This window comes from Lactobacillus sp. B3795 (genome assembly GCF_026535805.1).
Taxonomy (GTDB): domain Bacteria; phylum Bacillota; class Bacilli; order Lactobacillales; family Lactobacillaceae; genus Apilactobacillus; species Apilactobacillus kunkeei_C.
Genome location: NZ_JAFNPE010000005.1, coordinates 26,491 through 52,018, shown reverse-complemented (window position 1 = coordinate 52,018; position 25,528 = coordinate 26,491). Strand labels below are relative to the sequence as shown.

Here is a 25,528-nt window from a genome sequence, read left to right as displayed (position 1 = left end):
TAATAATGATTAAAGTAGCACCATCAATCTTAAGTGCAGATTACTTAAACCTACAAAGAGATATTGAAAAAGTTGAAAAGGACGCAGAACTATTACATATTGATGTAATGGACGGCTCATTTGTTCCAGCAATTTCATACGGTCCAAATTGGGTTCCACAAATCAGAAAGATTTCTAACTTAGTATTAGATGTTCACTTGATGGTAGTTAACCCAGAAAGATTCGTTGATGAATTTGCAGACAAGGGTGCGGACATTATTGGTGTGCATGTTGAAGCAACTCCACACATTCACCGTGCTTTACAAATGATTAAGAATAAGGGTGTTAAGGCTGAAGTAGTAATCAACCCAGGTACTCCTGTAGAAGCTATCAAACCAGTACTATACATGGTTGACCAAGTTCTAGTAATGACTGTTAACCCTGGTTTTGGTGGTCAAAAGTTCCTAGACGAAACTGTTAAGAAGATTAAGCAATTAGACGACATCAAGAAGGCTGAAGGATACGACTTTGACATCGAAATTGATGGTGGAGTTAACAACGAAACTGTTCAAGCTGCTGCCAAAGCTGGTGCAACTGTTGCAGTTGCTGGTTCATACGTATTCGGTGCTGAAAATCCTGCTGAAAGAATTCAAGCAATTAAGGACGCTACTAAATAATTATGAAAACGATCAATTTATTAGTCGGTGGGCCAACTGATTTATGGCCTGATAGTTTAAGACAAGGCAAAATCAATGGTGATTGGATTGGAGTCGATCGAGGAAATGTGTGGTTAGTTCAAATGGGAATTAAACCATTAATTTCAATTGGTGATTTTGATTCAATGGATCAATCGGAATTTGAAATTATTTCAAACAACGTTTCTGATATTCGAACTTATAATCCTGATAAAGACTATACTGATACCCAACTAGCATTAAAAATTGCTTCTGATGAATTAAAGGCGGATGTTATTAATATCTTTGGTGCTACTGGTGGTAGAATTGATCACTTTATTTCTAACTACTTATTGGCGACTGAACCTAAATTTAGGGATATCGTTGAAAAAATTAGAATTATTGATAAACAAAATGTAATTCAATACTTTACTCCGGGAGAACATGAAATTACAAAGATTGATATGATGCATTACTTAGCGTTTATTCCAATGAATGCAATGCACTTATCAATTCTTGATGCGGTATATAAACTGGCTAACTACTATGTTGAAAGACCGTTTGCTTATTCCAGCAATCAATTCGATGGTGATAAATGTCACTTCGATTTTGATGATGGGGTATTATGTGTAATCCAAAGTAAAGATGCATAGAAAAAAGAGAACTGATTATATCAGTTCTCTTTTTTGTTATTTAGGGTATAAAAAAAGTCTGACATTAAGAGTCAGACTTAAATATTGTTAGGCACGAGTAACTTTACCTGATTTTAGAGTACGGGCACTAACCCAAACTTTCTTAGGCTTTCCATCTACAAGGATACGAACCTTTTGTAGATTTGGCTTCCAGCTACGACGTGAAGAATTCAAAGCATGGGAACGTTTGTTACCATAATGAGTTCTTTTACCATTAATAAAATCTTTAGCCATTGGTAAATTCCTCCTTTAATTGATTTCTAGTCAAAAGCGTTGCTTTTATTACATCTCACTCTAATAATTTAGCATATTGAAGCCTGTTTTGCAATGCTTTTCTTTCAAGTGAATATACTTGACAGCCTTCGATATTCATTATATCAATACTTTAGCTTTTTTTAAACATGTGGTAATATTATATTACGAATATATTAAGAAATCTATCTTTTAAGGAGGCTATTGTGATGGCCGTAAAAATGAGAACTGATTATGGATTAATTGATATTGATAACAATGTAATTGCCACCGTAGTTGGTGGAGCTGCTACTGATAACTACGGAGTTGTTGGTATGGCAAGTAAAAATCAAATTCGAGACAATGTAAACGATATTTTGAAAAAAGATAACTATTCCCGTGGAGTTGTGGTAACACAACAAGACAATGATGTTGCAATTGAAGTAAATATTATTGTTAGCTACGGTACTAAAATTTCAGAAGTATGTAAAAATGTTCAAAGCAAGGTTAAGTACAATTTGGAATCTATGCTTGGCATTAGTGCAAGTTCTGTTAATGTCGTTGTTCAAGGTGTAAGAGTTCTAGACTAAAAGGAGGTTCATTTTTGTGTCTATTTCAAATATAGATAGATCAAAATTTGATCAAATGGTGCAAGCCGCTGCTACTACCCTTAATAATAATGCAGAATTTATAAACTCACTTAATGTTTTCCCAGTTCCAGATGGTGATACTGGTACTAATATGAGTATGTCTTTCCAAAGTGGGGCTGATTACGTTAGTCGTGATACTAGCGAATCTGTTGGAGAATTAGCTCAATCATTAGCTAAAGGGCTATTGATGGGAGCAAGAGGTAACTCTGGAGTTATCTTGTCACAAATATTTAGAGGTTTTTCAAAGTCTGTTGCTGAAAAGGATAACCTTTCTGCTCAAGACATCGTAGAAGCTTTTAAAAACAGTGAAAAAACAGCTTATGGTTCAGTTATGAAACCAACTGAAGGAACAATTCTAACAGTTATTAGAGGGATTTCTGAAGCAGGTCAAAGTGCAACCACAAGCGACCTAGCTGAATTATTTGATATTTTAGCTGATGCTGCTGAACAAGCTCTTCAATCAACACCTGATTTGTTACCAGTATTGAAACAAGTTGGTGTTGTTGATTCAGGTGGACAAGGTTTAGTTTTCGTTGTTAAAGCATTTAGTGATGTTTTAAATGGACGAGAAATTGAAACTAGCCATCAACCAAATACTGGTGAAATGGATCAAATGATTGATGCAAGCCATGAACAAAGTCATGAAAGTGCACAAGGTAAGTTAAACCCAGACGACATTAAGTTTGGATACTGTACCCAAATCATGGTGAGAATTGGTCGCGGTAAGGAAGTTGAATACGACTTTGACTACGATAAGTTCTATGATCATTTAGCCGGTTTAGGTGACTCATTATTAGTTGTTAATGATGATGAAATTGTTAAGGTCCATGTTCATACTGAACAACCTGGTGAAGTTATTTCATGGGGACAAAAGTTCGGTGACTTAGCCAACGTTAAGATTGATAATATGCGTTTACAACAAGAAACAATTATTGAAAAAGACGATGAATCTAAGAAAGAAACTAAGTCAGAACCAAAAGAAACAGCAATTATTGCAGTCGCTTCTGGTGACGGAATTGGTGAACTATTTACCAGTCTAGGTGTTACTGATGTTATCAAGGGTGGTCAAACCATGAACCCAAGTACTCAAGACATTCTAGATGCTATTAATAATAGCAATGCTAAGAAAGCAATTATTCTTCCAAATAACGGTAATATCTTCATGGCTGCTCAACAAGCTGCTGATGTTGCCGAAATTCCTGTTGAAATTGTTCACGCAAAGACAATTCAACAAGGTTTAACAACAATGCTTTCTTTCAATCCTGATGCTAGTCTAGACTATAACGTATCTGAAATGGAAGATATGTTAGACACTGTAGTTAGTGGAGATGTTACTAACGCTGTTAGAGACACCGAAATTGATGGTGTTAAAATCAAGAAAGACGATTACATGGGAATTATCGATGGTAAGATTAAGGTTGTTAAAGACGACTTAAATGAAACTACTATCGATATGATTAAGGAAATGCTTGATGAAGATAGTGAAGTCGTAACCATTATTTATGGTGAAGGCATGACACAAAATCAAGCTGATGAATTAGCTGAACAAGTTGAAGCAATTGATGATGACTTAGAAGTTGAAGTTCATCCGGGAGGACAACCAGTCTACCCATACTTAATTTCTGTTGAATAAAATGTCGGAGTTTTCTCCGATTTTTTTATTACATAAGTAAAATGAGGTGATATGTTGAAAGATTTAAACGATAGTGTGTCCGTTTTAAAGGGTGTTGGTCCTAAAAAGGTCGAAGCTTTGGATGAATTGGGTATCGATACTATATATGATTTATTGACATATTACCCATTTAGATACGATGATTTTCAAGTAAAAGACTTATCGCAAATTGAAGACCAAGAAAAGGTAACGATTAAAGGTAAGATTGCAGCTGATCCAGTGGTTGCACACTTCGGTCGGAAAAGAAATCTATTGAACATAAGACTATTGGTTAATAACGATGTCGTAAAGGTTACATTTTTTAATCAACCATGGTTAAAGAAACAGCTTCCTGTTGGAAAAGAAGTTCTTATATACGGTCGGTTTGATAAGGCCAAAGCGTCATTATCTGGAATCAAGATTTTATCAGCCGTTGATGGTAATGAAATGAATCCAATCTATCCGGCTAATAAGCATATTCGTCAAAAGACAATCAGTGATTTGGTGAAGTTGGCGTTTGATGAATACAAGGATGTAATTGATGATGTCGTTCCAGAAGACATCATTGAAAAATATAAATTGGAATCACAAAAGCAAGTTATTCAGGATATGCATTTCCCTAATGACACTAAGGATGCATACCTAGCTAGAAGAACCGCAAAGTTTAATGAATTCTTCTTATTTCAAATGCGTTTGCAAGCATTAAAGAGTGAAGAACAAAAGGATGCTGGTTTAGCCATTAAGTTTAATCAAGACGATATGGATACTTTTATTAATCAACTTCCATTTTCATTAACAAACGCGCAACAGCGTGTGGTAAATGAAATCCAAAACGATTTATCATCTACTCGTCAGATGAACCGTTTGCTTCAAGGGGATGTAGGATCTGGTAAAACAATTGTGGCTGCTTTAGCAATCCTGGCATGTATTGATGGCGGATATCAAGCAGCCTTAATGGCACCGACTGAAATATTGGCTGAACAACATGCCAATAAACTAGCAACACTTTTTAAAGATACAAAAGTGAATGTTGCGTTGTTAACTGGAGATACGAAACAAGCTGCCAGAAAAGAACTTTTACCAAGAATTAAGTCTGGTGAAATTAACTTGGTTATTGGAACTCATGCCTTGATTCAGGATAGCGTTGAATACAAGAATTTAGGTTTAGCTATCATCGATGAACAACATCGTTTTGGTGTAAACCAACGTGCCAAGTTAAGGCAGAAAAACGATGGAACTAATGTTTTAGCAATGACGGCAACCCCAATTCCTAGAACCTTAGCCATTACTTCCTATGGAGAAATGGATGTTTCAATTATTGACGAACTTCCTAATGGTCGCCAACCGGTTAAAACAGCGTGGATAAAGGAAGGTCAATTCAATAATTCTGTTGGTTTTATTAAAGAAAGATTGAATGCCGGAGAACAGATTTACGTGGTAACACCATTGGTTGAAGAATCAGAAGCTGTCGACATGAAGAATGCCATCAACATCTATGACAATTTTAAGAATATGTTTGAACCAGAATTCAAAGTTGGTCTACTTCATGGTAGAATGAAAGATGAAGATAAAAATTTGGTGATGACAGAATTTAAAAACAATGAGTTTCAAATTTTGGTCTCTACGACAGTTATTGAAGTAGGTGTGGACGTTAGTAATGCCACTATGATGATCGTATTTAATGCTGATCATTTTGGATTGGCTCAGTTACATCAATTACGAGGTCGAGTTGGAAGAGGAAGTAGTCAGTCATACTGTTTATTAGTATCTGATCCCAAAACTGAGACAGGTGTTAAACGAATGAATGTCATGGTCGAAAGTAACGATGGTTTCGTTATATCGCAAAAGGACCTAGAACTTAGAGGACCTGGTGATATCATGGGGAAAGCACAATCTGGTCTTCCTGATTTTAAGGTAGGAGATCCGGTTGCAGATTTAACGATGCTAAGTGTTGCTCAACAAGAGGCAATTCAGATCGTAAGTACAAATGATTGGCAAAACAATCCAATGTATAGTAAATTATATAGTTACGTTCACCAAAAAAATAATAAGAAAATGTTTGATTAAAGGAGTTTTATAAATGAAAATCGCAATTGATGCCATGGGTGGAGACAACGCCCCACTAGAAGTTGTTAAAGGGGTAGAAATGGCAAGAGACCAATATCCTGATATTGAGTTCAAGTTATTCGGTCAAATCGATAAAGTTAAACCATTAATTCAAAATGAAGAAAGAATTGAACTAGTTCAATCTGACGAAGTTATTGAAATGGGTGAAGAACCTGTTAAGGCTGTTATGAAGAAGAAAAACTCAAGTCTAGACATGGCTGCTCAAGCTGTTAAGGACAAAGAAGCAGATGCATTCTTCTCAGCTGGTAACACTGGTGCTATCCTAGCTGCTGGTCTATTTATTATTGGTAGAATTAAGGGAATTGACCGTCCAGGTCTTGCAACTACTTTACCAATCGTAAATGATGAAGATCATGATAACTTTGTTATGCTAGATGTTGGTGCTAATGCTGAATCAAAACTATTCAACCTATACCAATACGCATTCATGGGTAAGTACTATGCTGAAACTGTTAGACATATTGAAAACCCACGTATCGGTCTATTAAACAACGGTACTGAAGCAGATAAAGGTGATTCATTACATAAGGCAGCTAACGAAATGCTTTCTAAGGATGAAAACCTAAACTTCATTGGTAACGTTGAATCACGTGAATTATTAAATGGTGCTGCTGATGTTGTTGTTACTGATGGTTTCACTGGTAACGCTGCATTGAAGGCAATCGAAGGAACTGCACTTTCATTACTTACTCTAATCAAGGGTGAAATCATGTCTGGTGGCGTGAAGTCAAAAGTTGGTGCTTTAATGCTTAAACCAACATTTAAGAAGATTGCTAAGGAAATGGATTACTCACAATATGGTGGTGCCGTATTAATGGGTACTAAGGCTCCTGTTGTTAAGGCTCACGGTAGTAGTGAAGCTGTTACAATCAAGAACACTATTTTCCAAATTAAGACAATGATTGATAATAAGACTATTGATGACGTTGTTGAATACTTTGATAAGCATGCTGATGATATGCAACAAATCAAACAAAACGCCAAAAATAACTAAAAATCTGTTATAATTAGAATTATCAATTACGATTTTAAGGAGATAGATTATGACAAAAGAAGAAGTATTTAACAAAATTGCTGATATGGTTGCTGATCAATTCAGTATTGATAGAGATACCATCAAAGGTGATTTAAACTTTCAAAACGATTTAGACGCTGATTCAATTGATTTTGTTGAGTTTGTATTATCTCTAGAAAGTACTTTTGGTACTGATATCTCAGATGAAGATGCAGAAAACATTAAGACTATTGATGAAGCTGTAGACTACGTTATGTCTAACGCTGATAACAAATAATTAAAAAGGCGATTACTCAATAGTAATCGTCTTTTGTTGTATTATTCACTGGAGGGAAAGACTTGGAAAAAGAATTTGATGATTTATTAGAAAAACGATTTAACATTAAGTTCAAGGATGAATCATTATTAGATGAAGCCTTTACTCAAGCTTCATACGTTAATGAACATCCAGGTAAGAATTTAAAATTTTATGAACGAATTGAATTTTTGGGTGATGCTGTATACGAACTAGTAGTATCAGAATACATTTACAAACGTTATCCAAATTTACCACAAGGCCGCTTAACTAGATTAAGAGCCGCAATGGTAAATGAACACAGCTTTAGTAGTTTTGCTAGAGAATGTGAATTTGATAAATACATTCGTTTAGGTAAGGGTGAAGAAAAAGCTCAAGCTAGAACTAGAGATTCACTATTATGTGATATTTTTGAATCATTCATTGGTGCGGTATACCTTGACCAAGGAATGGAACCTGTAGTTAAGTTTTGTCATCAAGTAATTTTCCCTAAATTAGACGAGGGATGGTTCGACGAATTCTTTGATCACAAAACTGAATTACAAGAATTAGCACAATCAAATGGACCAGTCGATATTGAATATCACTTATTAGACGAAAATGGTCCGGAAAACGACCGTCGCTTTAAGGTATCCGTTACCATCGATGGTGTTGAAAAAGGTGTTGGCCTAGGTCACTCCAAGAAGAATGCAGAACAAGGTGCTGCTAAGAAGGCAATTAAAAACCTTACAGAATAAAAACAGGATGGGGAAATCGCTTTGAAGTTAAAATCATTAGAGATTGCTGGATTTAAATCCTTTGCAAACAAAACAACCATTAACTTTACAGATGGTTTAACTGCGATTGTTGGTCCTAATGGTAGTGGTAAAAGTAATGTTATCGAAGCTATCAGATGGGTACTCGGGGAACAATCTTCTAAGACTTTACGTGGTTCAAAGATGTCCGACGTTATTTTTTCTGGTTCTAGTACTCATAAACCGGTCAATCGTGCCGAAGTTAAGTTAACCTTGGACAATACCGACCAATACATTAATAGTTCATATTCAGAAATTATCATTACAAGACGTTTGTATCGTAGTGGTGAAAGCCAATACTTAATTAATAATTCTGAATGTCGATTAAAAGATATCAATAACTTATTTATGGACACAGGGATGGGAATTGGTTCATTTTCAATCATTTCTCAAGGTAGTGTTGAAGATATCTTTAACAGTAAACCTGAAGATCGTCGTTCTATTATTGAAACAGCAGCCGGTGTTTTTAAGTATAAACAACAAAAACATGATGCCAACTTAAAGCTTCAACAAACTCATGAAAATCTTGATCGTGTTGAAGACATTATTTTCGAACTTAAAGATCGAAATGACCAATTAAAAGAGCAAAGTGAAACAGCAATTAAGTATTTAGATTTAAAAAAAGAATTGAAAAAATACGATGTTTCAAGAATTGCGCTTGAATTAAATCAAGTTGGGGCTGACTGGAATAATACCAAGGCGATTATTGCTGAAGAAAAGCAAAACGCCGAAGATATTAACAAACACTTAAATGAGCTTACCGGTCAAAAGAAGTCATTGAATGAACAACTTGAGTTGCTTCTAACCAAGAAGGAAGAACAACAAGATAATCTTTTGAACTACTCTAAGAAGATTGAACAGTTATCTGGTCAACAAAATCTTTCTAAGCAAGAAATTGAATTTAAAAAGACTAGCTTGAAGGAACATAAGTCCAACCTAGAAAAGTTAAATTCACAAGTTACTGATTTACAAGCAAAAGAAAAAGAAATCAACTCTGAAATCGACAAGTTAAATCAAGAAATTGATAAGCATAAACAATATCTTGAAGAAATCGATGAAGATAAGATTGACCAAATGATTGCTGATAAAAAAGCAGAGTATGAAGATGTTCGTGGTGAATATTTAGCAATTATGCAAAAGATTGCTAATGTTAACAATGAATCTACTTATCTAGAAAAGACCCAAAAACAAGCTGATGTTCAAAATGATTCCAATCGTCAAAAGATTTCTGGAGTAAACGATGAAATCAATCAATTGGAACAATCAGTTGAAGAGTTAAATCAAGCCTACAACAAGAAGAACGAAGAAGTTCAAAAGGTGCAAAGCGATTTTAACGACTATCAAGCTCAGGTGAACGGTTTAAAGAAACAAGTAGATGATCAACAAGCCATCTGGTATAAACAATTAGAAGATACGCAAAATTTAAAAATTAAATACAATAGTTTGAATAATTTGCAAAACGACCACAGTAACTTCTATCGTGGTGCCCAAAGTGTCTTAAACAATAAAGACCATCTTAATGGTGTATTGGGTTCAGTATCCGACTTTATCAAAGTACCTGCTGAATATACCACAGCAATTGAAACTGCTTTAGGTAATCAATTACAACAAATTGTGGTCACTAACAATGCTTCTGCTAGACAAGCGGTTAAGTTTTTAAACGATAATCGTTTGGGAAGAGCTACTTTCTTGCCCGTTAATGAGATTTCACAACGCAGCGTTAACAATAACGTTTTAAGTACCTGCCAAAATAGCGATGGATTCGTTGGTGTAGCCAATGAATTGGTCCAAATTAATGACAAGCTTAAATCTGTTACTAGTCATTTGCTAGGTAATGTTTTAATTGTTAAAGATTTACATACTGCTACTGATATTAGTAACAAGATTAGACATTCTAACCGAATTGTGACCCTAAGGGGTGAAATCGTTAATGCTGGTGGTTCAATCACCGGTGGTTCTAACAAACGTCAATATGATGGTGTCTTGACCCAAAAGAATAAGTTAGAAGATTTAGAAAAGCAATTTAAGGAAAGCCAAGAGGTTGCTAAGCAAACTGAGGCTAAGCTGGTTGAATTACAAGATCAACTAAAAGAGTTAAATGCGAAGTCAGACTCTTTCTATGACAACAAGCGTCAATACGATGGTCAATTAGACTCAATCAATAACAAATTGACATTTGCCAAGGAATCCCTAGTTAGAAAACAACGTGAACTAAAGGCAATCAGAATGTCTAATGGTGGATTGTTTGATGATGATATTGATGAAAAACAACGTCAAAACAAGAAACTAAAAGAACAATTGAATATTGATTTGGTCAATAATCAAACTAAATCAAAAGATATTCAAGAAAAGATTGAAACTTTGGAATCAATGAAGGATAATAACTCTTCAAAGGTACAATCAACTCGTGAAAAGTTGATTGTCTTGAAGGAAAAACTATCCAATTTCCGTGACCAAAAAGCAAATCTAATTGAAGATTTTGACCGATTAGATGCTGACATTGATGACGAAAAAGAAAACATTGATGGGTTAAACGAAGCAATTAGTAATAATATGCTTTCAGTAAACCAAGATGACGAAATTAAGTTAGTTAACCAACAAATTCAATCAATCCAAAGTAATCTACAAGAATGCAAAGAATCCATTGATAAACACCAAGCTGAAATCAAGAAAGTCGAAGACCAAATTGATAAGCAAACAATGGATTCTGTTAACCAACAAAATTATCTAAATAAACAAATTAATAAGTTTGATCAATTGGAAAAGCAACTTGCTAGTCTAAAACAACAACTAATTGGTAAGTATGAGGTTAACCTAAATGAAATTGATGATATCGTTGTCGACGATACTATCGATAACATTAAGGCTCATATCGACGATTTACGTCGTTCCATCGACCATCTAGGGGTTGTCAATGTATCCGCAATTGATGAGTACAAGGAAGTATCAAAACGATACGAATTCCTAGTACAACAATCAGATGATTTGAAGAATTCTAGCCAACAACTAACTGATACCATGAACAAGATTGATGTTACCGTTGAAAAGAAATTCAAGGATACTTTCGATGCAATCGCTACCCAATTCTCAAAAGTTTATAACGAAATTTTTGGTGGTGGAAAAGCGAAGTTATTACTTACGGATCCAAATGATTTGTTAACTACTGGAATTGAAATTATGGCACAGCCACCTGGTAAGAAGTACCGTCATATGTCTCTATTATCAGGAGGAGAAAAAGCATTAACAGCCATTGCATTACTTTTCGCCGTGTTAAAAGTTAAGCCGGTACCTTTTAGTATCTTGGATGAAGCTGAATCCGCATTGGATGCAGAAAATGTCGATAGATACGCTCGATACATGACTAAACTAGATGATGGAACTCAATTCATCGTTATCACGCATAGAAAAGAAACAATGGTTTATGCCGATACATTGTATGGAGTTACCATGCAAAATTCCGGAGTTTCTAAAGTGGTTACAGCTAACCTAAATAAATTTAATGCCGCGGAGGAATAAGCTATGGGATTATTTGATATTTTTAAAAAGCGTAATAACGAAGAAGAAAACAACAATAGTAAAGTTGAAGAAGTAAAAAACGATGAAACTGATGCTGCTGTTGATGATGAACAAAAAACAGATGATAAAGTCGACCAAGCTAGTGAACAAAAAACTGTAACTAGTGAAGAAGAACAACAATCATCTGACCAAGAAGAATCTTCAAAAGAATCAGACGTTGATGACAACGCTGACGAAGAAAAATTTGAAGAACAAACTGATGAGAAACAACCTGCTTTTGAAAAGCCTGTTGAAGATGATCAAACTAAGTTTACTGAAGGACTAGAAAAATCCAGAAGTACATTTGGTGAACGTCTAAACCGTTTGTTTGCTAACTTTAGAAGTGTTGACGAAGACTTCTTCGAAGATTTAGAAGATACTTTAATTGAATCAGACGTTGGTTTTGATATGGCCGTTAACTTAACAGACCAATTAAGAGATGAAGTTAAGTTACAAAATGCCAAAAGCAAAGACGACGTGCAAAACGTTATCATTCAAAAGATGATTGATATCTACGATCAAAATGGTAATGATGAAAACACAGAAATTCATTTTGCTGACCAAGGTCCAACTGTTATTTTATTCGTTGGGGTTAATGGTGTTGGTAAGACAACTACCATCGGTAAGATGGCTAATATGTATAAACAACAAGGCAAGAAGGTATTATTAGCTGCGGCTGATACCTTTAGAGCTGGTGCTATTCAACAATTAGATGAATGGGCAAAACGTGATGGCGTTGATATTGTCAAGAAGCCGGAACAAAGTGACCCATCCGCAGTTGTTTATGAAGCAGTTCATAAGGCCAAGGATGAAAACTATGATATTTTATTCGTAGATACTGCTGGTAGACTTCAAAACAAGGTTAACTTGATGAACGAACTTGCTAAGATGAAGAAGGTCTTAACTAGAGAAATCCCAGACGCTCCTCATGAAGTTTTATTAGTTCTAGATTCAACCACAGGTCAAAATGCCTTAAACCAAGCTAAGCTATTCAAGGAAACAACCAATGTCTCTGGTATCGTACTAACTAAGCTAGACGGTACCGCCAAGGGTGGAATTGTTTTAGCAATTAGAAACGAACTTCACGTTCCAGTTAAGTACGTTGGTTTAGGTGAAAAGGTAGAAGATTTAAGAGAATTTAACGCAAATGATTTTGTATATGGATTATTTAAGGGTCTAATTAAATAGTCTGAACTGAAAGGACTTGATTTAATTGGAAATGGAAAAAAATTATCGAATTAACTCTTTATTCGAATTTTATCGTCCATTATTAACAAATAAGCAAGATAGTTATATTCAACTTTATTATGCTGACGATTACTCATTGGGAGAAATTTCTGAAGAGTTTAATGTCAGTAGACAGGCTGTGTATGATAACATAAGAAGAACAGAAGTGATTCTGGAAAAATATGAAGAACAACTTCATTTGTATGCAGATTTTGTGAAACGAAATGATCAAACTGATGCAATTAGAAATTACGTTAAGGATAACTATCCAAATGACGATAAACTAAATCAATTAGTTGATGATTTAGAAATAACTGAAGAAAAATGAAAGTGGTGAAATAAATGGCATTTGAAGGATTAACAGAACGTCTTCAAAAAGCAATGCGTAATTTACGTGGTAAAGGTAAAGTTTCTGAAGCTGACTTAAGAGAAACAATGCGTGAAATTAGACTTGCTTTACTTGAAGCCGATGTTAACTTCACAGTTGTAAGAAATTTTGTTAAGCGTGTCCAAGAACGTTCTCGTGGAGCGGAAGTATTGGAAGGATTGAATCCAGCTCAACAAATCGTAAAGATTGTTAATGAAGAATTAACAAAGACAATGGGTGAAGAAGCAGTCCCATTGAACAAGTCTGAAAAGATTCCAACTGTTATCATGATGGCTGGTTTACAAGGGGCAGGTAAAACTACCACTGTTGGTAAATTAGCTTTAAAACTTAAAAAAGAAGAAAATGCTCGTCCATTACTAATCGCAGCCGACGTTTACCGTCCAGCTGCCATTGACCAATTGGAAACAGTCGGTAAGCAAATTGATGTTCCAGTTTTCCAACAAGGAACTGACGTCGATCCAGTTGAAATTGTTAGAAATGGGATGGCTAAGGCCAAAGAAGACCATAATGACTATGTATTAATTGATACTGCTGGTCGACTACAAATCGATGAAGCCTTAATGGACGAATTAAAGAACATTAAGGAATTGACTCATCCAGACGAAATTCTATTGGTTGTTGATGCCATGACCGGTCAAAATGCCGTTAATACCGCAGAAGGTTTTAACGATGCACTAGATATTACCGGTGTTGTTCTAACTAAGTTAGATGGTGACACTCGTGGTGGGGCTGCCCTTTCAATTCGTGAAGTAACCCAAAAACCAATTAAGTTTGTGGGACAAGGTGAAAAGATGGAAGCACTTGATGTCTTACATCCAGACCGAATGGCTTCTCGTATCCTTGGAATGGGTGATATCTTATCATTAATCGAAAAGACTCAAAACGATTATGATGAAAAGCAAGCAAAAGAATTAGCCGAAAAGATGCAAAATAACACTTTTGGATTTGAAGACTTCTTAGACCAACTAGAACAAATTCAAAAGATGGGTCCTTTGGATGAAATCATGAAGATGATTCCAGGGATGGCTAATAATCCTGCCTTGAAGAACGTGAACATGGATCCTAAGGATTTAGAACACATCAAGGCAATTATCTATTCAATGACCTATGAAGAACGTAATAACCCTGATTTATTAAATCCATCAAGAAGACGTCGTATCTCACGTGGATGTGGACGTCCAATTCAAGAAGTTAACCGTATGATTAAGCAATTTAATCAAATGAAGGACATGATGAATAAGATGTCTAACGGTAACATGTCTGGTATGGAACAAATGATGGGTAACATGGGCGTGGATGGAATGCCTTCAATGCCAGGAATGGGTGGCGGCCTAGGTGGCAAGATCTCACAAATGGCAATGAAACGTATGAGCAGAAAAATTAGCAAGAAAATGAATAAAAACAAGCGCAAACGTAACAAGAAGCGTAAATAATGGAAAAGGCATAATTACCCTGGGTAGTTGTGTCTTTTTTAGGAGGGATTTTTATGGCATTAGGTTTTATTAAAACAATGCAAGCAGTAAATTTGATTGAAAAAAGTGGTGCTGTGGCAAATATTGTTGGTCTTGCCGGGATTGGTAAGTCGGCATTAGTAAATCAATTAGCTGAACAAAATCATGCCAGATTATTTACTACGGTCGTGAGTTTATCCGAGAAAGGTGACTTGGCGATTCCGGTGCCACCATTAACAGACAAATCATTTATTGAGACTGATAATTATGGGACATTAGCGGATGTTAAATTCGGATACTCCCACACCATTATTGAAATTATCAAATATGCCGAGGCCAATCCTGATACACCAATTTATTGGTTCCTAGATGAATTCAATCGTGGAACCTCTGATGTCCAAAGTGAGTTAATGAATCTGGTTTTACAACGCCGCATTAATTCGGTGGTGTTACCAAAACAAGTCCACATCATCATTGCTGAAAACCCAGATGACATGAATGCTAATTATGATGTTTATGCTAGTGATGATGCCATTACTGATAGAACTGTGCGAGTTAACATGCAAACAGATGTTAATGACTGGTTAAAGTGGGCAAAAGATAACAAAGTTAATCAACAAGTCATTAATTTTATTAGCGACAATCCAGAGTTTTTAGACCATGGGAATGATGAGATTAAACCAACGCCTAGATCTTGGCACCGTGTGTCCAATATCGTTAATCAATACAATGACGATTATGATGAAGACATTTTAATCGAGGTCGTCTCAGGAAATGTCGGTCCATCCATCGCAGAATCCTTTGTTAAATTTATGCATCAATCTATCGATGACAAGATTGAATTAAATGGTGACTTACAGGATATTGTTGATAAACTAGCATCTAAAGATGAGATTACTAAGCAATCATTAGTCAGTGAATATGTAAAATCAGTATCAACATTAAGCGATGATGTTTGTCACCGTTTAACAAATTTTATCGATTTATTAAGTTCAGATGGTCAATACGCAATTGCTCGAACATTGATTAACGACAGTGGTTTAATCGATGATATCTACAACATGGCCGAAACCAGTTTAGCTGCTAAACAGTTATATGATAAGTTAACCGAAATTAGTTTTAATGCATACAGGTGATTAATATGACACTCAATAGTGATATTTACAACCTAATTAATATCGATTCACAGCAAAATAGTCCAACTGAGGTAGATGGAATCATTTCTAAAGGGATTTTATCCTTAATTCGTAATAAGAGCTTCTATGGCGAAATTTTGCTTCATTTAAACAGGAATGCAGATGATACGATTGATTCATTTCTAGCATTGAAGTGGTCAAATAACCGATTGGAATTGGCATATAATCCTACTCATTTAAAAGATGACTTGGCAGATGCTAATGATTTGATTGCTATCTTGGAGCATCTAGCGATGCATATCATTTGGTTGCATCCCCTCAGATACTTCAATCACAACCAATTAAACGACGTGGCATCCGATGTAGCGGTTAACCAATACGTCTCAGATGTTTATTCCAAGGGATGGACTTTAGATAAGCTTAACTACCAATACAATCTTGATATGAAACCTAATCTGGATTCTAGTCAGTATGCTAAGCAGCTTTATGATTTGTTTAGTCAGGATAAACAGGATGGTGTTGGTAAATTGGATAACGATAACGTACGAATTGTCGATGATCATCGATACTTTGATGATGAAGGCAATATCAGTAATCAAGACTATGAACAAAGAAAGAAATCAATTGATAGGCTGTTAAGGGATGTTTATAGCCAATATCGTGGTGAACTTTCAATGGCAGTTGACAAACAGATTAAGTCCGTTGTGATGCCTAGAATTAATTTGCAGCAAATCTTTAGAAGGATTACTGGAAATAAAAGTAATCGACCAAAGAAAAACTATACTCGATTTAATCGCAGGCAGCCATATCGCATGGATATCCCAGGTAGAATTAGACATCAAAATGAACATGTGAATGTTTTTATTGATAGTTCAGGTTCAATCAGTGATGAACAGTATGCCAACATGATTAGTGTTGTTAAGGCAATTCAATCGATCCCAAATATTGAGGTTAATTGCTATACGTTTGATGCTGAAGTTCATGCGATTAGCGATAGTCTCATTTCTAATCAGCGTTTATTGCAAGGTGGTACCAAGTATCAAAGTATCGTTGACTATGTGCATGAACATAAGTTAGCTAGTCAGGGATGCATCGTTTTCACCGATGGTAAGGGTGAAGAATATTTGAACCAACCAAACTTCAATATCAAATGGGTATTATTGGGATACGAGAACGAGTTATCAGTACGTAATCAAAAGGCCAACGTCTTATATTTAGACCAAATTAGGATGTGATAAAATGTTAAAACCGGATATATTAAAAATGGCGATTAATAATAACGTAAATATTAAAAGAGCAAAGGCATTACTATCTAATTCTTGGGATGAGATTTATGAAGACTCACCATTTGTGGCAAAGATGTCAGTTAATGATGTTAATTTGGCTAAAGAGTTAGATAGAAATCAGGTATTTAAGAATGTTAAAATCGATTTCGATGATTATAAAAACGTCCATAATTTTGTTATTAATAACGAAAAATACATGGATGAACTGGCAAAAAGTGCTCTTTTAGCTGATTTTCAATAAAAAAATCATGGTGTAAAGAAAAAAACCTTTACAAGCATCTAAATAACTGTTATATTTAATATCGTTAAAAGAAATACAGGAGGTGTTTATTAATGTCTGTTAAAATTCGTTTGAAGAGAATGGGTTCAAAGAAGCGTCCTTTCTACCGTGTTGTAGTTGCTGATTCACGTAGCCCTCGTGATGGTCGTTTCATCCAAACTGTTGGTACTTACAACCCATTAACTCAACCAAGTACTGTTAAACTAGAAGAAGAAGATATCTTCGAATGGTTAAACAAGGGTGCACAACCTTCAGATACTGTACGTAACTTACTATCTGATGCTGGTATCATGAAGAAATATCATGAAGCTAAATACTCTAAGAAATAAGTGATATCGAGTTATGACTAATTTTGATGAGCTGATTAAAAAAATCGTAAAACCACTGGTGGAATACCCAGAGGATGTTGCTATCGATCATAGTGAATCGGATCGTTTCTATGAATATCATCTTGTTACTAATCCTGCCGATGTCGGTAGAATTATTGGTAAAAAGGGCCATGTAGCGCAAACAATTCGTACGATTGTTTACAGTGCTCGTGTTTCTGGTGATAAGCGCGTAAGACTGATTATTGATGATAGTAAGAATAAAAACTCTTAAATGAAACCTTGGTGTTTTGTTTAAGAGTTTTTTAACATAAAAGGGGAAATGAATAATGAACTTTTATAATATTGGAAAGATTGTAAATACTCAGGGACTTCGTGGTGAAGTTCGTGTAATGTCTATTACCGATTTCCCTGAAAAACGTTTTAAAGTTGGTAATGAAGTTTATGCGTTTTTAAATGATACTAAGAGTGAAAAGCTAGTGATCGATGGTGTTAGAACTCATAAGAACTTCATCTTACTACACTTTAAAGACAAGCCAACTATCAATGACGTTGAATACTTAAAACCTTCAGAATTAAAGATTGCTGAAGATCAACTTGATAGTGATGACTTACAACCTGGCGAATACTACTATCACCAAATCATTGGTTTAGATGTTTTAGATACTGACGGACAAAAGATTGGTTCCGTTAAGGAAATTCTTTCACCAGGTGCCAATGATGTTTGGGTTGTCTCACGTGATAACAAGTCCGATTTATTATTACCTAAGATTGATTCAGTCATCTTAGATGTTAATTTAGACGATGAAGTAATTACTGTGGATGTTCCTAGGGGGCTCGACGATGAAGATTGATATCTTAAGCTTATTTCCAGATATGTTTGATGGCCCTTTGGGTGATTCAATCCTTGGAAAAGCAAAGGATAAAGGATTACTAGATATTAATATTACTAACTTTAGAGACTATTCGACCAATAAGCATGGTAACGTTGATGACTACCCATTTGGTGGTGGTGCAGGAATGCTACTACAAGCTCAACCAATTTTTGATGCGCTTTCTCATACCCAAGAAGAGGCTGCTAAGGAAGGCATTTCTAAGGGACGTGTAATTCTGTTGGATCCAGCAGGAAAGAAGTTTGATCAAAAAGAGGCCGAAAAGTTATCTAAGGAAGACCATTTAACTTTCATTTGTGGTCACTATGAAGGATATGACGAAAGAATTAAGACATTGGTTACCGATGAATACTCATTAGGTGACTTTGTCTTAACCGGTGGAGAATTACCAGCAATGGTAATGATTGATGCAACTGCTCGATTATTATCTGACGTTTTGGGTAACGATGAATCTGCACCTGGTGATTCATTCTCAAGTGGATTACTAGAATATCCTCAATACACTAGACCAGCAGATTTTAGGGGCATGACAGTACCCGATGTGTTGACTAGTGGTAATCACCAAAAGATTGAAGAATGGCGCGAAAAAGAGGCGCTAAGAAAGACTTACCTTAGACGCCCAGATCTAATTGATTATAGTCAATTAACTGATTTACAAAAGAAACTATTAGCGGAAGTAAAAATAGAAGAAGAATAAAATAATCTTTACAAGTAATTGTGGTTATGTTAGTATTCTAATTGACTATTTTTATAGTTAAATAAAAACGGTATTCCGCTGTTGCAACAAGTAAAGACAAGAATGCTAGTTGGAGGATGTTATATTATGCGTCAAAACGAATTAATCTCAAAGATTAACGCGGAACAACTAAAGAGTGATGTTCCAGAATTTAGAGCCGGAGATACTGTAAAGGTATCTGTAAAGGTTGTTGAAGGTAGCAACGAACGTATCCAAGTATTCGAAGGTGTTGTTATCAAACGCCACGGTACAGGTATCCAAGCTACTTACACTGTTCGTAAGATTACTTCAGGTGTAGGTGTTGAACGTATCTTCCCACTACACTCACCACGTGTTGCTAAGTTAGAAGTAACTCGTCGTGGTGCCGTACGTCGTGCTAAGCTATACTACTTACGCGAACGTCATGGTAAGGCTGCTCGTATTAAAGAAGCACGTCGTCGTTAAGATAAAATTTATATCTAAAATGAAGAGTAACGCTTATGCGTTGCTCTTTTTTTGTACAAAAAAAGGATGGCAATTAAGCCATCCTTTTATTTTATAGGTTTTCGTCAGTATTATAGTTTAACTTCGAAAAGTCGGTTGATTTGGAGATCATTTCGTATGATAGATGTCTGTAACTGTCCATTGCATATTCAGCACATTCATTACTGATCTTTGTGACAAAATCAGAAACTTCTTGTGGTGCTAAATCATTGGCCTTGATATCAGCTTCGTTAATCTTTTGTTGGAAGTAGATATTAAGTTTTTCTTGGACATCACCGACAACGTCAACAAATGTATTGTAGTGTGGATCTAATAACACTCCGGCCAGTTTGAAAATCCAATAAGCTGACTTTGGTTCATAGGTTAACTTACCAATCTTGTATTCAAGTGGGGTATCCTTGATGCCGGCAAAGAATGGAACAAAGACGCTTTGTGCAGCAACACCCATTGATAACCAGTGAATACCACCAACTTCGATTGGTAGGTTAGGACGAATTTGTAAGACATGAGATTCTTGGGCCTTTGCCAAACTGATTGGACGGTATCTGGTCTTGTCCTCGTGACTACCTTTACCAACTGGGTCAAATTGAGTGCCTTGGTAGTGTGATGCTAGGAAGTCCTTAGCATCTTGAACTGAGATTAAGCGACTTGGCTTTCTGACAAATGGTAGGTCATATGATTCCGGATCTTGTTTAATTTCTGGGTTAAACATGCGTTGACCGTACCAAACACGTGGGTTGTTGTAGTATAGGTCAGACTCATTTCTAGTTCCAAAGATTTCTCTAAAGTTAAAACTACCATTATTAGAGTTATTTAAGTGGTTCTTTCTCACAAAATCAATGATATCTTCTGACCACATAAAGTTATCAGGGTCATCGAAATCGATGTTTTGAATGGCTAAGCGATTTGATACGACTGCGTAGCAATCATCAGGGATTCTCATCGCAACCCATTGATGACCGGAACCAATTTCAAAATACCAAACTTCATCTTGGTCTGAGAATAAGATTCCGTTACTTTCGCTGGAACCATATTTTGAGACGATTTCACCTAGGCGTTTAACACCCTCACGTGCTGTTTTAACGTATGGTAGAACAACAGTGACAACAGAAGCTTCGCTAATACCGTCTTCAACTAGTGGATCAAATCCTAATACATAACTATTTGAGTAGGCACTTTCGGTAGCACTCATAGCGACACCGTATTCATTAATACCTTCTTCTTCAAATAATCCCTCTTTATTAGTCCATTCTGGAGTAGCGGTGTATTTACCCCTAACAGTAGGTAATTCCATTGTAAAGGCGTTTTCTTGAGCTTTAAACACTGGTTTTTCCTTATACTCCTTATGAGGATGAACAACAAAATGTTTTGGCCAGGTTGCTTTGCAATCTTCGTTACGACCAATCATGGTAGAACCATCAACAGATGCTTTCTTACCGATTAAGATACTAGTACATGCATCGTATTCTGGAAACTTTGGCATGTTAAACACTCCCTCGTTAGTTTCATTTCTATAATTGTACATTAAACTTTTAAAAAATTGAAATATATAAGTATCTAAAGTATAATCAGAATAAAATTATAGGTTAGGAGAATGATTATGCCATTAGTACATATTGATTTAATCGAAGGAAGAAACGAAGAACAATTAAAGGGACTAGTTGCTGATGTTACCAGCGCAATCGTGAAGAACACTGGTGCACCAGCTGAACACGTTCACATCGTTTTAAACGAAATGAAGAAGAGTAACTACAGTGTTGCAGGTAAACTAAAGAGCGACGAAAAATAATAACTGAGGAAATAACATGCAAAACGAACAGTATATAATGTCAATTGATGAGGGAACTACCAGTGTTCGCGCCATGATTTTTAATCATAGTGGCGAAGTGGTAAGTAAGTCACAAAAGGAAATTACGCAGTTTTTCCCTCAATCAGGATGGGTTGAACATGATGCAAATGAAATATGGGACGCTGTGCAGACCGTTATCTCAGAAGCATTAATTCACTCCAAGATACCGCCTTATAAGGTTCGTGGAATTGGGATTACCAACCAAAGAGAAACCACAGTCATGTGGGATAGAATTACGGGTGAACCAGTTCATAATGCAATTGTATGGCAATCAAAACAAACCAGTGATATTGCGAATGATTTAAAAGCTGCTGGTTATACCGAGATGATCCATGAAAAGACCGGATTAGTTATCGACTCATACTTCTCAGCCACTAAGATTAAGTGGTTGTTAGATAACGTCGATGGGATTAGAGAAAAGGCTGAAAATGGTGACATCTTATTTGGAACCATTGATACCTGGATTCTATGGAAACTAACCGGTGGTCATGTTCATGCGACTGATTATTCCAATGCAAGTAGAACAATGCTGTATAACATTCACACGCTAAGTTGGGATGATGAAATCCTAGCGGCGTTGGATATTCCAAAACAAATATTGCCAAGTGTTAGATCATCATCTAAGATTTATGGTTACACTGCCGGTTATGCTTTTTATGGTGTGCAAATTCCTGTTTCAGGAATTGCCGGTGACCAACAAGCTGCGTTATTTGGTCAATTAGGACTAGAAGCCGGAAGTATTAAGAATACATACGGAACTGGTTCATTCATTGTGATGAATACGGGTAATAAACCAGTATTGTCTGATCGTGGGTTACTAACAACCATTGCATATGGAATTGACGGCAAGGTTAACTATGCCCTTGAAGGAAGTGTCTTTGTCGCAGGTTCCGCCATTCAATGGTTAAGAGATGGCCTTAGAATGATTAATGATGCTAAGGAAACCCAGGAATTAGCATTTAATTCTGCCAATGATCACGATGTTTACGTTGTTCCAGCATTTACTGGTCTAGGTGCCCCATATTGGGACCAAGACAGTCGAGGAGCAATCTTCGGGTTAACTAGAGCTACTTCCAAGGAAGACTTTGTTAAGGCTACTTTAGACTCACTAGCATATCAAACCAAGGATGTTGTTAATACCATGGTTGATGATACTCAATTGGATTTGAAACATTTAAAGGTTGATGGTGGGGCTGCGCAAAATGATTATTTGATGCAATTCCAATCAGACATCTTAAATACACCAATTGAAAGATCATCCATATCTGAAACAACTGCATTAGGTGCTGCTTACTTAGCGGGATTAGCAGTTGGATTTTGGAAAGATATCGATGAGATTAAGCAAATAAAACCCAAACAAGACGAGTTTTATCCAAAGATGGATGAAGACAAACGTAATCACTACTATGAAGGTTGGCAATTAGCGGTTAAGAGTACGCAAATGTTTCATCCAAATAAATAAGCAAAAGAAAAAAGACTTGAGTTAATCTCAAGTCTTTTTATAGTTCAAAGTATTCGTCTAGGTAACGAGCTAAACCGTCATTATCGTTATCGTATTTAGTAACGTCATCGGCTAGTTGTTTAATCTTAGGTTGACCATTCTTCATAGCAACACCTAAGCCAGCGTACTTCAACATGGTTTCATCGTTAAATTCATCACCAAAAGCAATGATGTTAGATTGGTCAATATTGTAGTAGTCAGATAGTACTTCTAGACCAGTTTCCTTACTAACGTTCTTAGATGCTAATTCAACGATTGAATCAGGACCTCCCCATGGTGAGATTTGTAGGGTATCACCATAGTTGCGATCTACATAGTTAATGAATTTATCCATCTTATTGTGTTGAATTTGTAGGGTTAGACAAATTGGGTTTTCGTTTAAGTTCTCTTTAGTAATGAATTCAGAAGGTTCAAGACTAGTTGGGAAGAAACCAACTTCATCGTTTGCTTCACGGTTAGCCAAGAATAGTTCTTTACCTTCAACGGCCATTAGGTTAATGCCTAAGTCTTTATCTTGTTTTAAGACATCAAAGACGATATCTCGATTGATATTGTATTCGTAGGCCTTATTCCAATTAGTTAGTGGATTGTATCCCAGACTACCGTTAAAACTAATTAATGGATTGTCTAAACCAATTTGGTTATAGATGTCTGTAATCAAACGTGGTGGACGACCTGATACAATATTGACAACATGACCTAAATCAATTACTTTATTTAAAGTATTAATAGTTTTTTGTGAAACCTTTGACTCACTATTCAGTGTAGTTCCATCAAGGTCAATTGCGATAAGTTTCTTATCCATGTAGTTGTTTCACCTCTTTTAAAAAAATATAATAGTAATATGTTAACTAATTAAAAAATGTAAGTCAATGCAAAAGGAGTAATCTCGTGCAATTACCAAACGATTTTAAAACTAAATATCAAAAACTACTGGGGAATGATGCAGAATCATTCTTTGCCAGTCTAGATAAAGAGACCAATCCTGGATTTAGAATTAATCCATTAAAGGAACATATGCCTTCAGAACCCAATAATGAATCAATCGAATACTGCCAATACGGATACTATGGTGATGTAAACGGTAAGAGTGTTGAACATCAAAGTGGTGCGATTTACTCACAAGAACCTAGTGCGATGTATGTAGGTGAAGTAGCAGATATTAAACCAGGAGATTACGTTTTGGACTTATGTGCTGCTCCCGGTGGGAAGACAACCCATGTTGCTAGTTACATGGATAACCAAGGGCTACTAGTAACCAATGAAATCGATCATAAGCGTGCAAAAGTCCTTGTAGAAAACGTCGAAAGATTTGGGATTAGAAACGCACTAATTTTAAATGAAAATCCAAATAACCTAGCCAAGCACTTCCCACGTTTCTTCGACAAGATTCTAATCGATGCTCCATGTTCTGGTGAAGGGATGTTTAGAAAGAATAACGATGCTATCCAATACTGGAACGCAGACTATCCAAGTCAATGTGCTACTCGTCAAAAGGAGATCATCGAACAAGCAGTTAAGATGTTAAAACCAGGTGGAAAGATTATCTACTCAACATGTACGTTTGCTCCAGAAGAGGATGAACAAATTGTTGAATGGATGAAAGACACTTATGACTTCTCCATCGAGCCAATTAAGAAATACGAAGGGATGTTAAGTGGTAAACCACAATGGGCAGACGGTAATGAAGAATTATCTAATACCGTTAGATTATTCCCTAATCATTTCAAAGGAGAAGGCCACTTTGTTTCAAAATTATCTAGTAATGATGAAGGCAATGCTAAGAAGATTAAACATCGTCTACAAAGTAACCTATCGATTGATGATAAGAAACTATGGAATGAATTCAAGGAGGCTAATCTAAATAACTTTGATCCAAAACATTTAATTTTATTTGGGGATCAATTATACACCTTTGATAATACTCTTCCTGACTTGAAGGGATTAAAGGTAATGCGTCCAGGACTACATCTAGGAACAATTAAGAAGAAACGTTTTGAACCAAGTTATGCATTAGCATTGGCTTTGCATAGTGATGAGGTTGTTAATCGTTTAGAAATATCTGAGGATGATTGGAAACAATACGTCCATGGGGATGTTATCAACTATGATAAGGATGTTAAGAAGGGATGGTACCAACTAATCTGTAAGAATCAACCCGTTGGTTTTGGTAAGGTTGTAAATGGTACGATTAAAAACTTCTTCCCTAAGGGACTAAGATTTAACGTAGATTAATAAATCAAAAGAGCTGCACTAAATTGCAGCTCTTTTTTATACGTTTGTATATAAAATAATTTATTGAATGATAA

Annotated in this window: 26 protein-coding genes; 23 read left to right on the top strand and 3 right to left on the bottom strand. The window is 35.8% G+C overall.

All coding sequences use genetic code 11. The features are described 5' to 3' along the window. The first annotated feature begins 5 nt into the window (after positions 1–5). Together rpe and J3U50_RS02085 are read left to right on the top strand one after the other, a co-directional pair. Positions 6–656, top strand: coding sequence for a ribulose-phosphate 3-epimerase (gene rpe / locus J3U50_RS02090; RefSeq protein WP_053791762.1), 651 nt, complete (start codon positions 6–8; stop codon positions 654–656). 2 nt (positions 657–658) lie between these two features. Beyond that, positions 659–1,306, top strand: coding sequence for a thiamine diphosphokinase (locus tag J3U50_RS02085; RefSeq protein ID WP_301945473.1), 648 nt, complete (start codon positions 659–661; stop codon positions 1,304–1,306). Between the two features lie 87 nt (positions 1,307–1,393). Here J3U50_RS02085 and rpmB read toward each other — a convergent pair whose 3' ends face one another. Next, positions 1,394–1,579 carry a 50S ribosomal protein L28 gene (rpmB, locus tag J3U50_RS02080; RefSeq protein WP_034531080.1) on the bottom strand — a complete coding sequence of 62 codons (186 nt, stop codon included), beginning with the start codon at positions 1,577–1,579 and terminating at the stop codon, positions 1,394–1,396. Positions 1,580–1,806: 227 nt separating this feature from the next. Here rpmB and J3U50_RS02075 point away from each other — a divergent pair, with 227 nt between their 5' ends. The 18 genes from J3U50_RS02075 (at position 1,807) to rplS (ending at position 19,830) form a co-directional block, all read left to right on the top strand. Then, positions 1,807–2,166, top strand: a complete 360-nt coding sequence (locus J3U50_RS02075) for an Asp23/Gls24 family envelope stress response protein (protein ID WP_034531081.1) — start codon at positions 1,807–1,809, stop codon at positions 2,164–2,166. 55 nt (positions 2,167–2,221) lie between these two features. Further along, entirely contained in the window at positions 2,222–3,859 is a 1,638-nt protein-coding gene (locus J3U50_RS02070; protein WP_301945552.1) for a DAK2 domain-containing protein, read from the top strand. 51 nt (positions 3,860–3,910) lie between these two features. Continuing rightward, positions 3,911–5,944 carry an ATP-dependent DNA helicase RecG gene (gene recG / locus J3U50_RS02065; protein ID WP_301945472.1) on the top strand — a complete coding sequence of 678 codons (2,034 nt, stop codon included), beginning with the start codon at positions 3,911–3,913 and terminating at the stop codon, positions 5,942–5,944. Between the two features lie 13 nt (positions 5,945–5,957). Beyond that, entirely contained in the window at positions 5,958–6,998 is a 1,041-nt protein-coding gene (plsX, locus tag J3U50_RS02060; RefSeq protein ID WP_053791758.1) for a phosphate acyltransferase PlsX, read from the top strand. Between the two features lie 49 nt (positions 6,999–7,047). Next, positions 7,048–7,296: an acyl carrier protein gene (acpP, locus tag J3U50_RS02055; protein WP_034531085.1), complete on the top strand. Its 249-nt coding sequence runs from the start codon at positions 7,048–7,050 to the stop codon at positions 7,294–7,296. A 62-nt stretch (positions 7,297–7,358) separates the two neighbouring features. After that, positions 7,359–8,051, top strand: a complete 693-nt coding sequence (gene rnc / locus J3U50_RS02050) for a ribonuclease III (RefSeq protein ID WP_034531086.1) — start codon at positions 7,359–7,361, stop codon at positions 8,049–8,051. Positions 8,052–8,072: 21 nt separating this feature from the next. Next, complete coding sequence (gene smc, locus J3U50_RS02045; RefSeq protein ID WP_301945471.1) at positions 8,073–11,624, top strand: chromosome segregation protein SMC; 3,552 nt, start codon at positions 8,073–8,075, stop codon at positions 11,622–11,624. A gap of 3 nt (positions 11,625–11,627) precedes the next feature. Then, the gene (ftsY, locus tag J3U50_RS02040) at positions 11,628–12,851 is read left to right on the top strand and encodes a signal recognition particle-docking protein FtsY (RefSeq protein WP_301945470.1); all 1,224 of its coding nucleotides are present in this window, start codon (positions 11,628–11,630) and stop codon (positions 12,849–12,851) included. Positions 12,852–12,876: 25 nt separating this feature from the next. Beyond that, complete coding sequence (locus J3U50_RS02035; RefSeq protein ID WP_034531089.1) at positions 12,877–13,218, top strand: putative DNA-binding protein; 342 nt, start codon at positions 12,877–12,879, stop codon at positions 13,216–13,218. A gap of 14 nt (positions 13,219–13,232) precedes the next feature. Continuing rightward, positions 13,233–14,711, top strand: coding sequence for a signal recognition particle protein (gene ffh, locus J3U50_RS02030; RefSeq protein ID WP_301945469.1), 1,479 nt, complete (start codon positions 13,233–13,235; stop codon positions 14,709–14,711). A gap of 53 nt (positions 14,712–14,764) precedes the next feature. Beyond that, positions 14,765–15,865, top strand: coding sequence for an ATP-binding protein (locus tag J3U50_RS02025; RefSeq protein WP_301945468.1), 1,101 nt, complete (start codon positions 14,765–14,767; stop codon positions 15,863–15,865). A 5-nt stretch (positions 15,866–15,870) separates the two neighbouring features. Next, positions 15,871–17,100 (top strand): VWA-like domain-containing protein, encoded by a 1,230-nt coding sequence (locus tag J3U50_RS02020; RefSeq protein ID WP_301945467.1) that lies wholly within the window; start codon positions 15,871–15,873, stop codon positions 17,098–17,100. 4 nt (positions 17,101–17,104) lie between these two features. Next, positions 17,105–17,392, top strand: a complete 288-nt coding sequence (locus tag J3U50_RS02015; protein ID WP_054608154.1) for a hypothetical protein — start codon at positions 17,105–17,107, stop codon at positions 17,390–17,392. A gap of 92 nt (positions 17,393–17,484) precedes the next feature. Further along, positions 17,485–17,760 (top strand): 30S ribosomal protein S16, encoded by a 276-nt coding sequence (gene rpsP, locus J3U50_RS02010; RefSeq protein ID WP_034531094.1) that lies wholly within the window; start codon positions 17,485–17,487, stop codon positions 17,758–17,760. Positions 17,761–17,773: 13 nt separating this feature from the next. Then, the gene (locus J3U50_RS02005) at positions 17,774–18,031 is read left to right on the top strand and encodes a KH domain-containing protein (RefSeq protein ID WP_034531095.1); all 258 of its coding nucleotides are present in this window, start codon (positions 17,774–17,776) and stop codon (positions 18,029–18,031) included. Between the two features lie 55 nt (positions 18,032–18,086). Then, complete coding sequence (gene rimM, locus J3U50_RS02000) at positions 18,087–18,611, top strand: ribosome maturation factor RimM (protein ID WP_034533544.1); 525 nt, start codon at positions 18,087–18,089, stop codon at positions 18,609–18,611. After that, positions 18,601–19,347 carry a tRNA (guanosine(37)-N1)-methyltransferase TrmD gene (gene trmD, locus J3U50_RS01995; RefSeq protein ID WP_054608153.1) on the top strand — a complete coding sequence of 249 codons (747 nt, stop codon included), beginning with the start codon at positions 18,601–18,603 and terminating at the stop codon, positions 19,345–19,347. The genes rimM and trmD overlap by 11 nt, the downstream gene beginning before the upstream one ends. A gap of 126 nt (positions 19,348–19,473) precedes the next feature. Further along, positions 19,474–19,830: a 50S ribosomal protein L19 gene (gene rplS, locus J3U50_RS01990; protein WP_034531098.1), complete on the top strand. Its 357-nt coding sequence runs from the start codon at positions 19,474–19,476 to the stop codon at positions 19,828–19,830. A 91-nt stretch (positions 19,831–19,921) separates the two neighbouring features. Here rplS and J3U50_RS01985 read toward each other — a convergent pair whose 3' ends face one another. Continuing rightward, on the bottom strand, positions 19,922–21,352 hold the full coding sequence (locus J3U50_RS01985; RefSeq protein WP_054608152.1) for a C69 family dipeptidase: 1,431 nt from the start codon (positions 21,350–21,352) through the stop codon (positions 19,922–19,924). Positions 21,353–21,469: 117 nt separating this feature from the next. Between J3U50_RS01985 and J3U50_RS01980 the strand changes: the two genes are divergently transcribed. Both J3U50_RS01980 and glpK read left to right on the top strand, forming a co-directional pair. Next, complete coding sequence (locus J3U50_RS01980) at positions 21,470–21,658, top strand: 2-hydroxymuconate tautomerase (RefSeq protein ID WP_034531102.1); 189 nt, start codon at positions 21,470–21,472, stop codon at positions 21,656–21,658. Between the two features lie 16 nt (positions 21,659–21,674). Beyond that, positions 21,675–23,180, top strand: a complete 1,506-nt coding sequence (gene glpK, locus J3U50_RS01975) for a glycerol kinase GlpK (RefSeq protein ID WP_301945466.1) — start codon at positions 21,675–21,677, stop codon at positions 23,178–23,180. Between the two features lie 37 nt (positions 23,181–23,217). Here the strand turns inward: glpK and J3U50_RS01970 are convergent, their stop codons facing one another. After that, positions 23,218–24,024, bottom strand: coding sequence for a Cof-type HAD-IIB family hydrolase (locus J3U50_RS01970; protein WP_054608150.1), 807 nt, complete (start codon positions 24,022–24,024; stop codon positions 23,218–23,220). 86 nt (positions 24,025–24,110) lie between these two features. Between J3U50_RS01970 and J3U50_RS01965 the strand changes: the two genes are divergently transcribed. Further along, positions 24,111–25,454 carry an RsmF rRNA methyltransferase first C-terminal domain-containing protein gene (locus tag J3U50_RS01965; RefSeq protein ID WP_301945465.1) on the top strand — a complete coding sequence of 448 codons (1,344 nt, stop codon included), beginning with the start codon at positions 24,111–24,113 and terminating at the stop codon, positions 25,452–25,454. The last annotated feature ends 74 nt before the right edge of the window (positions 25,455–25,528 follow it).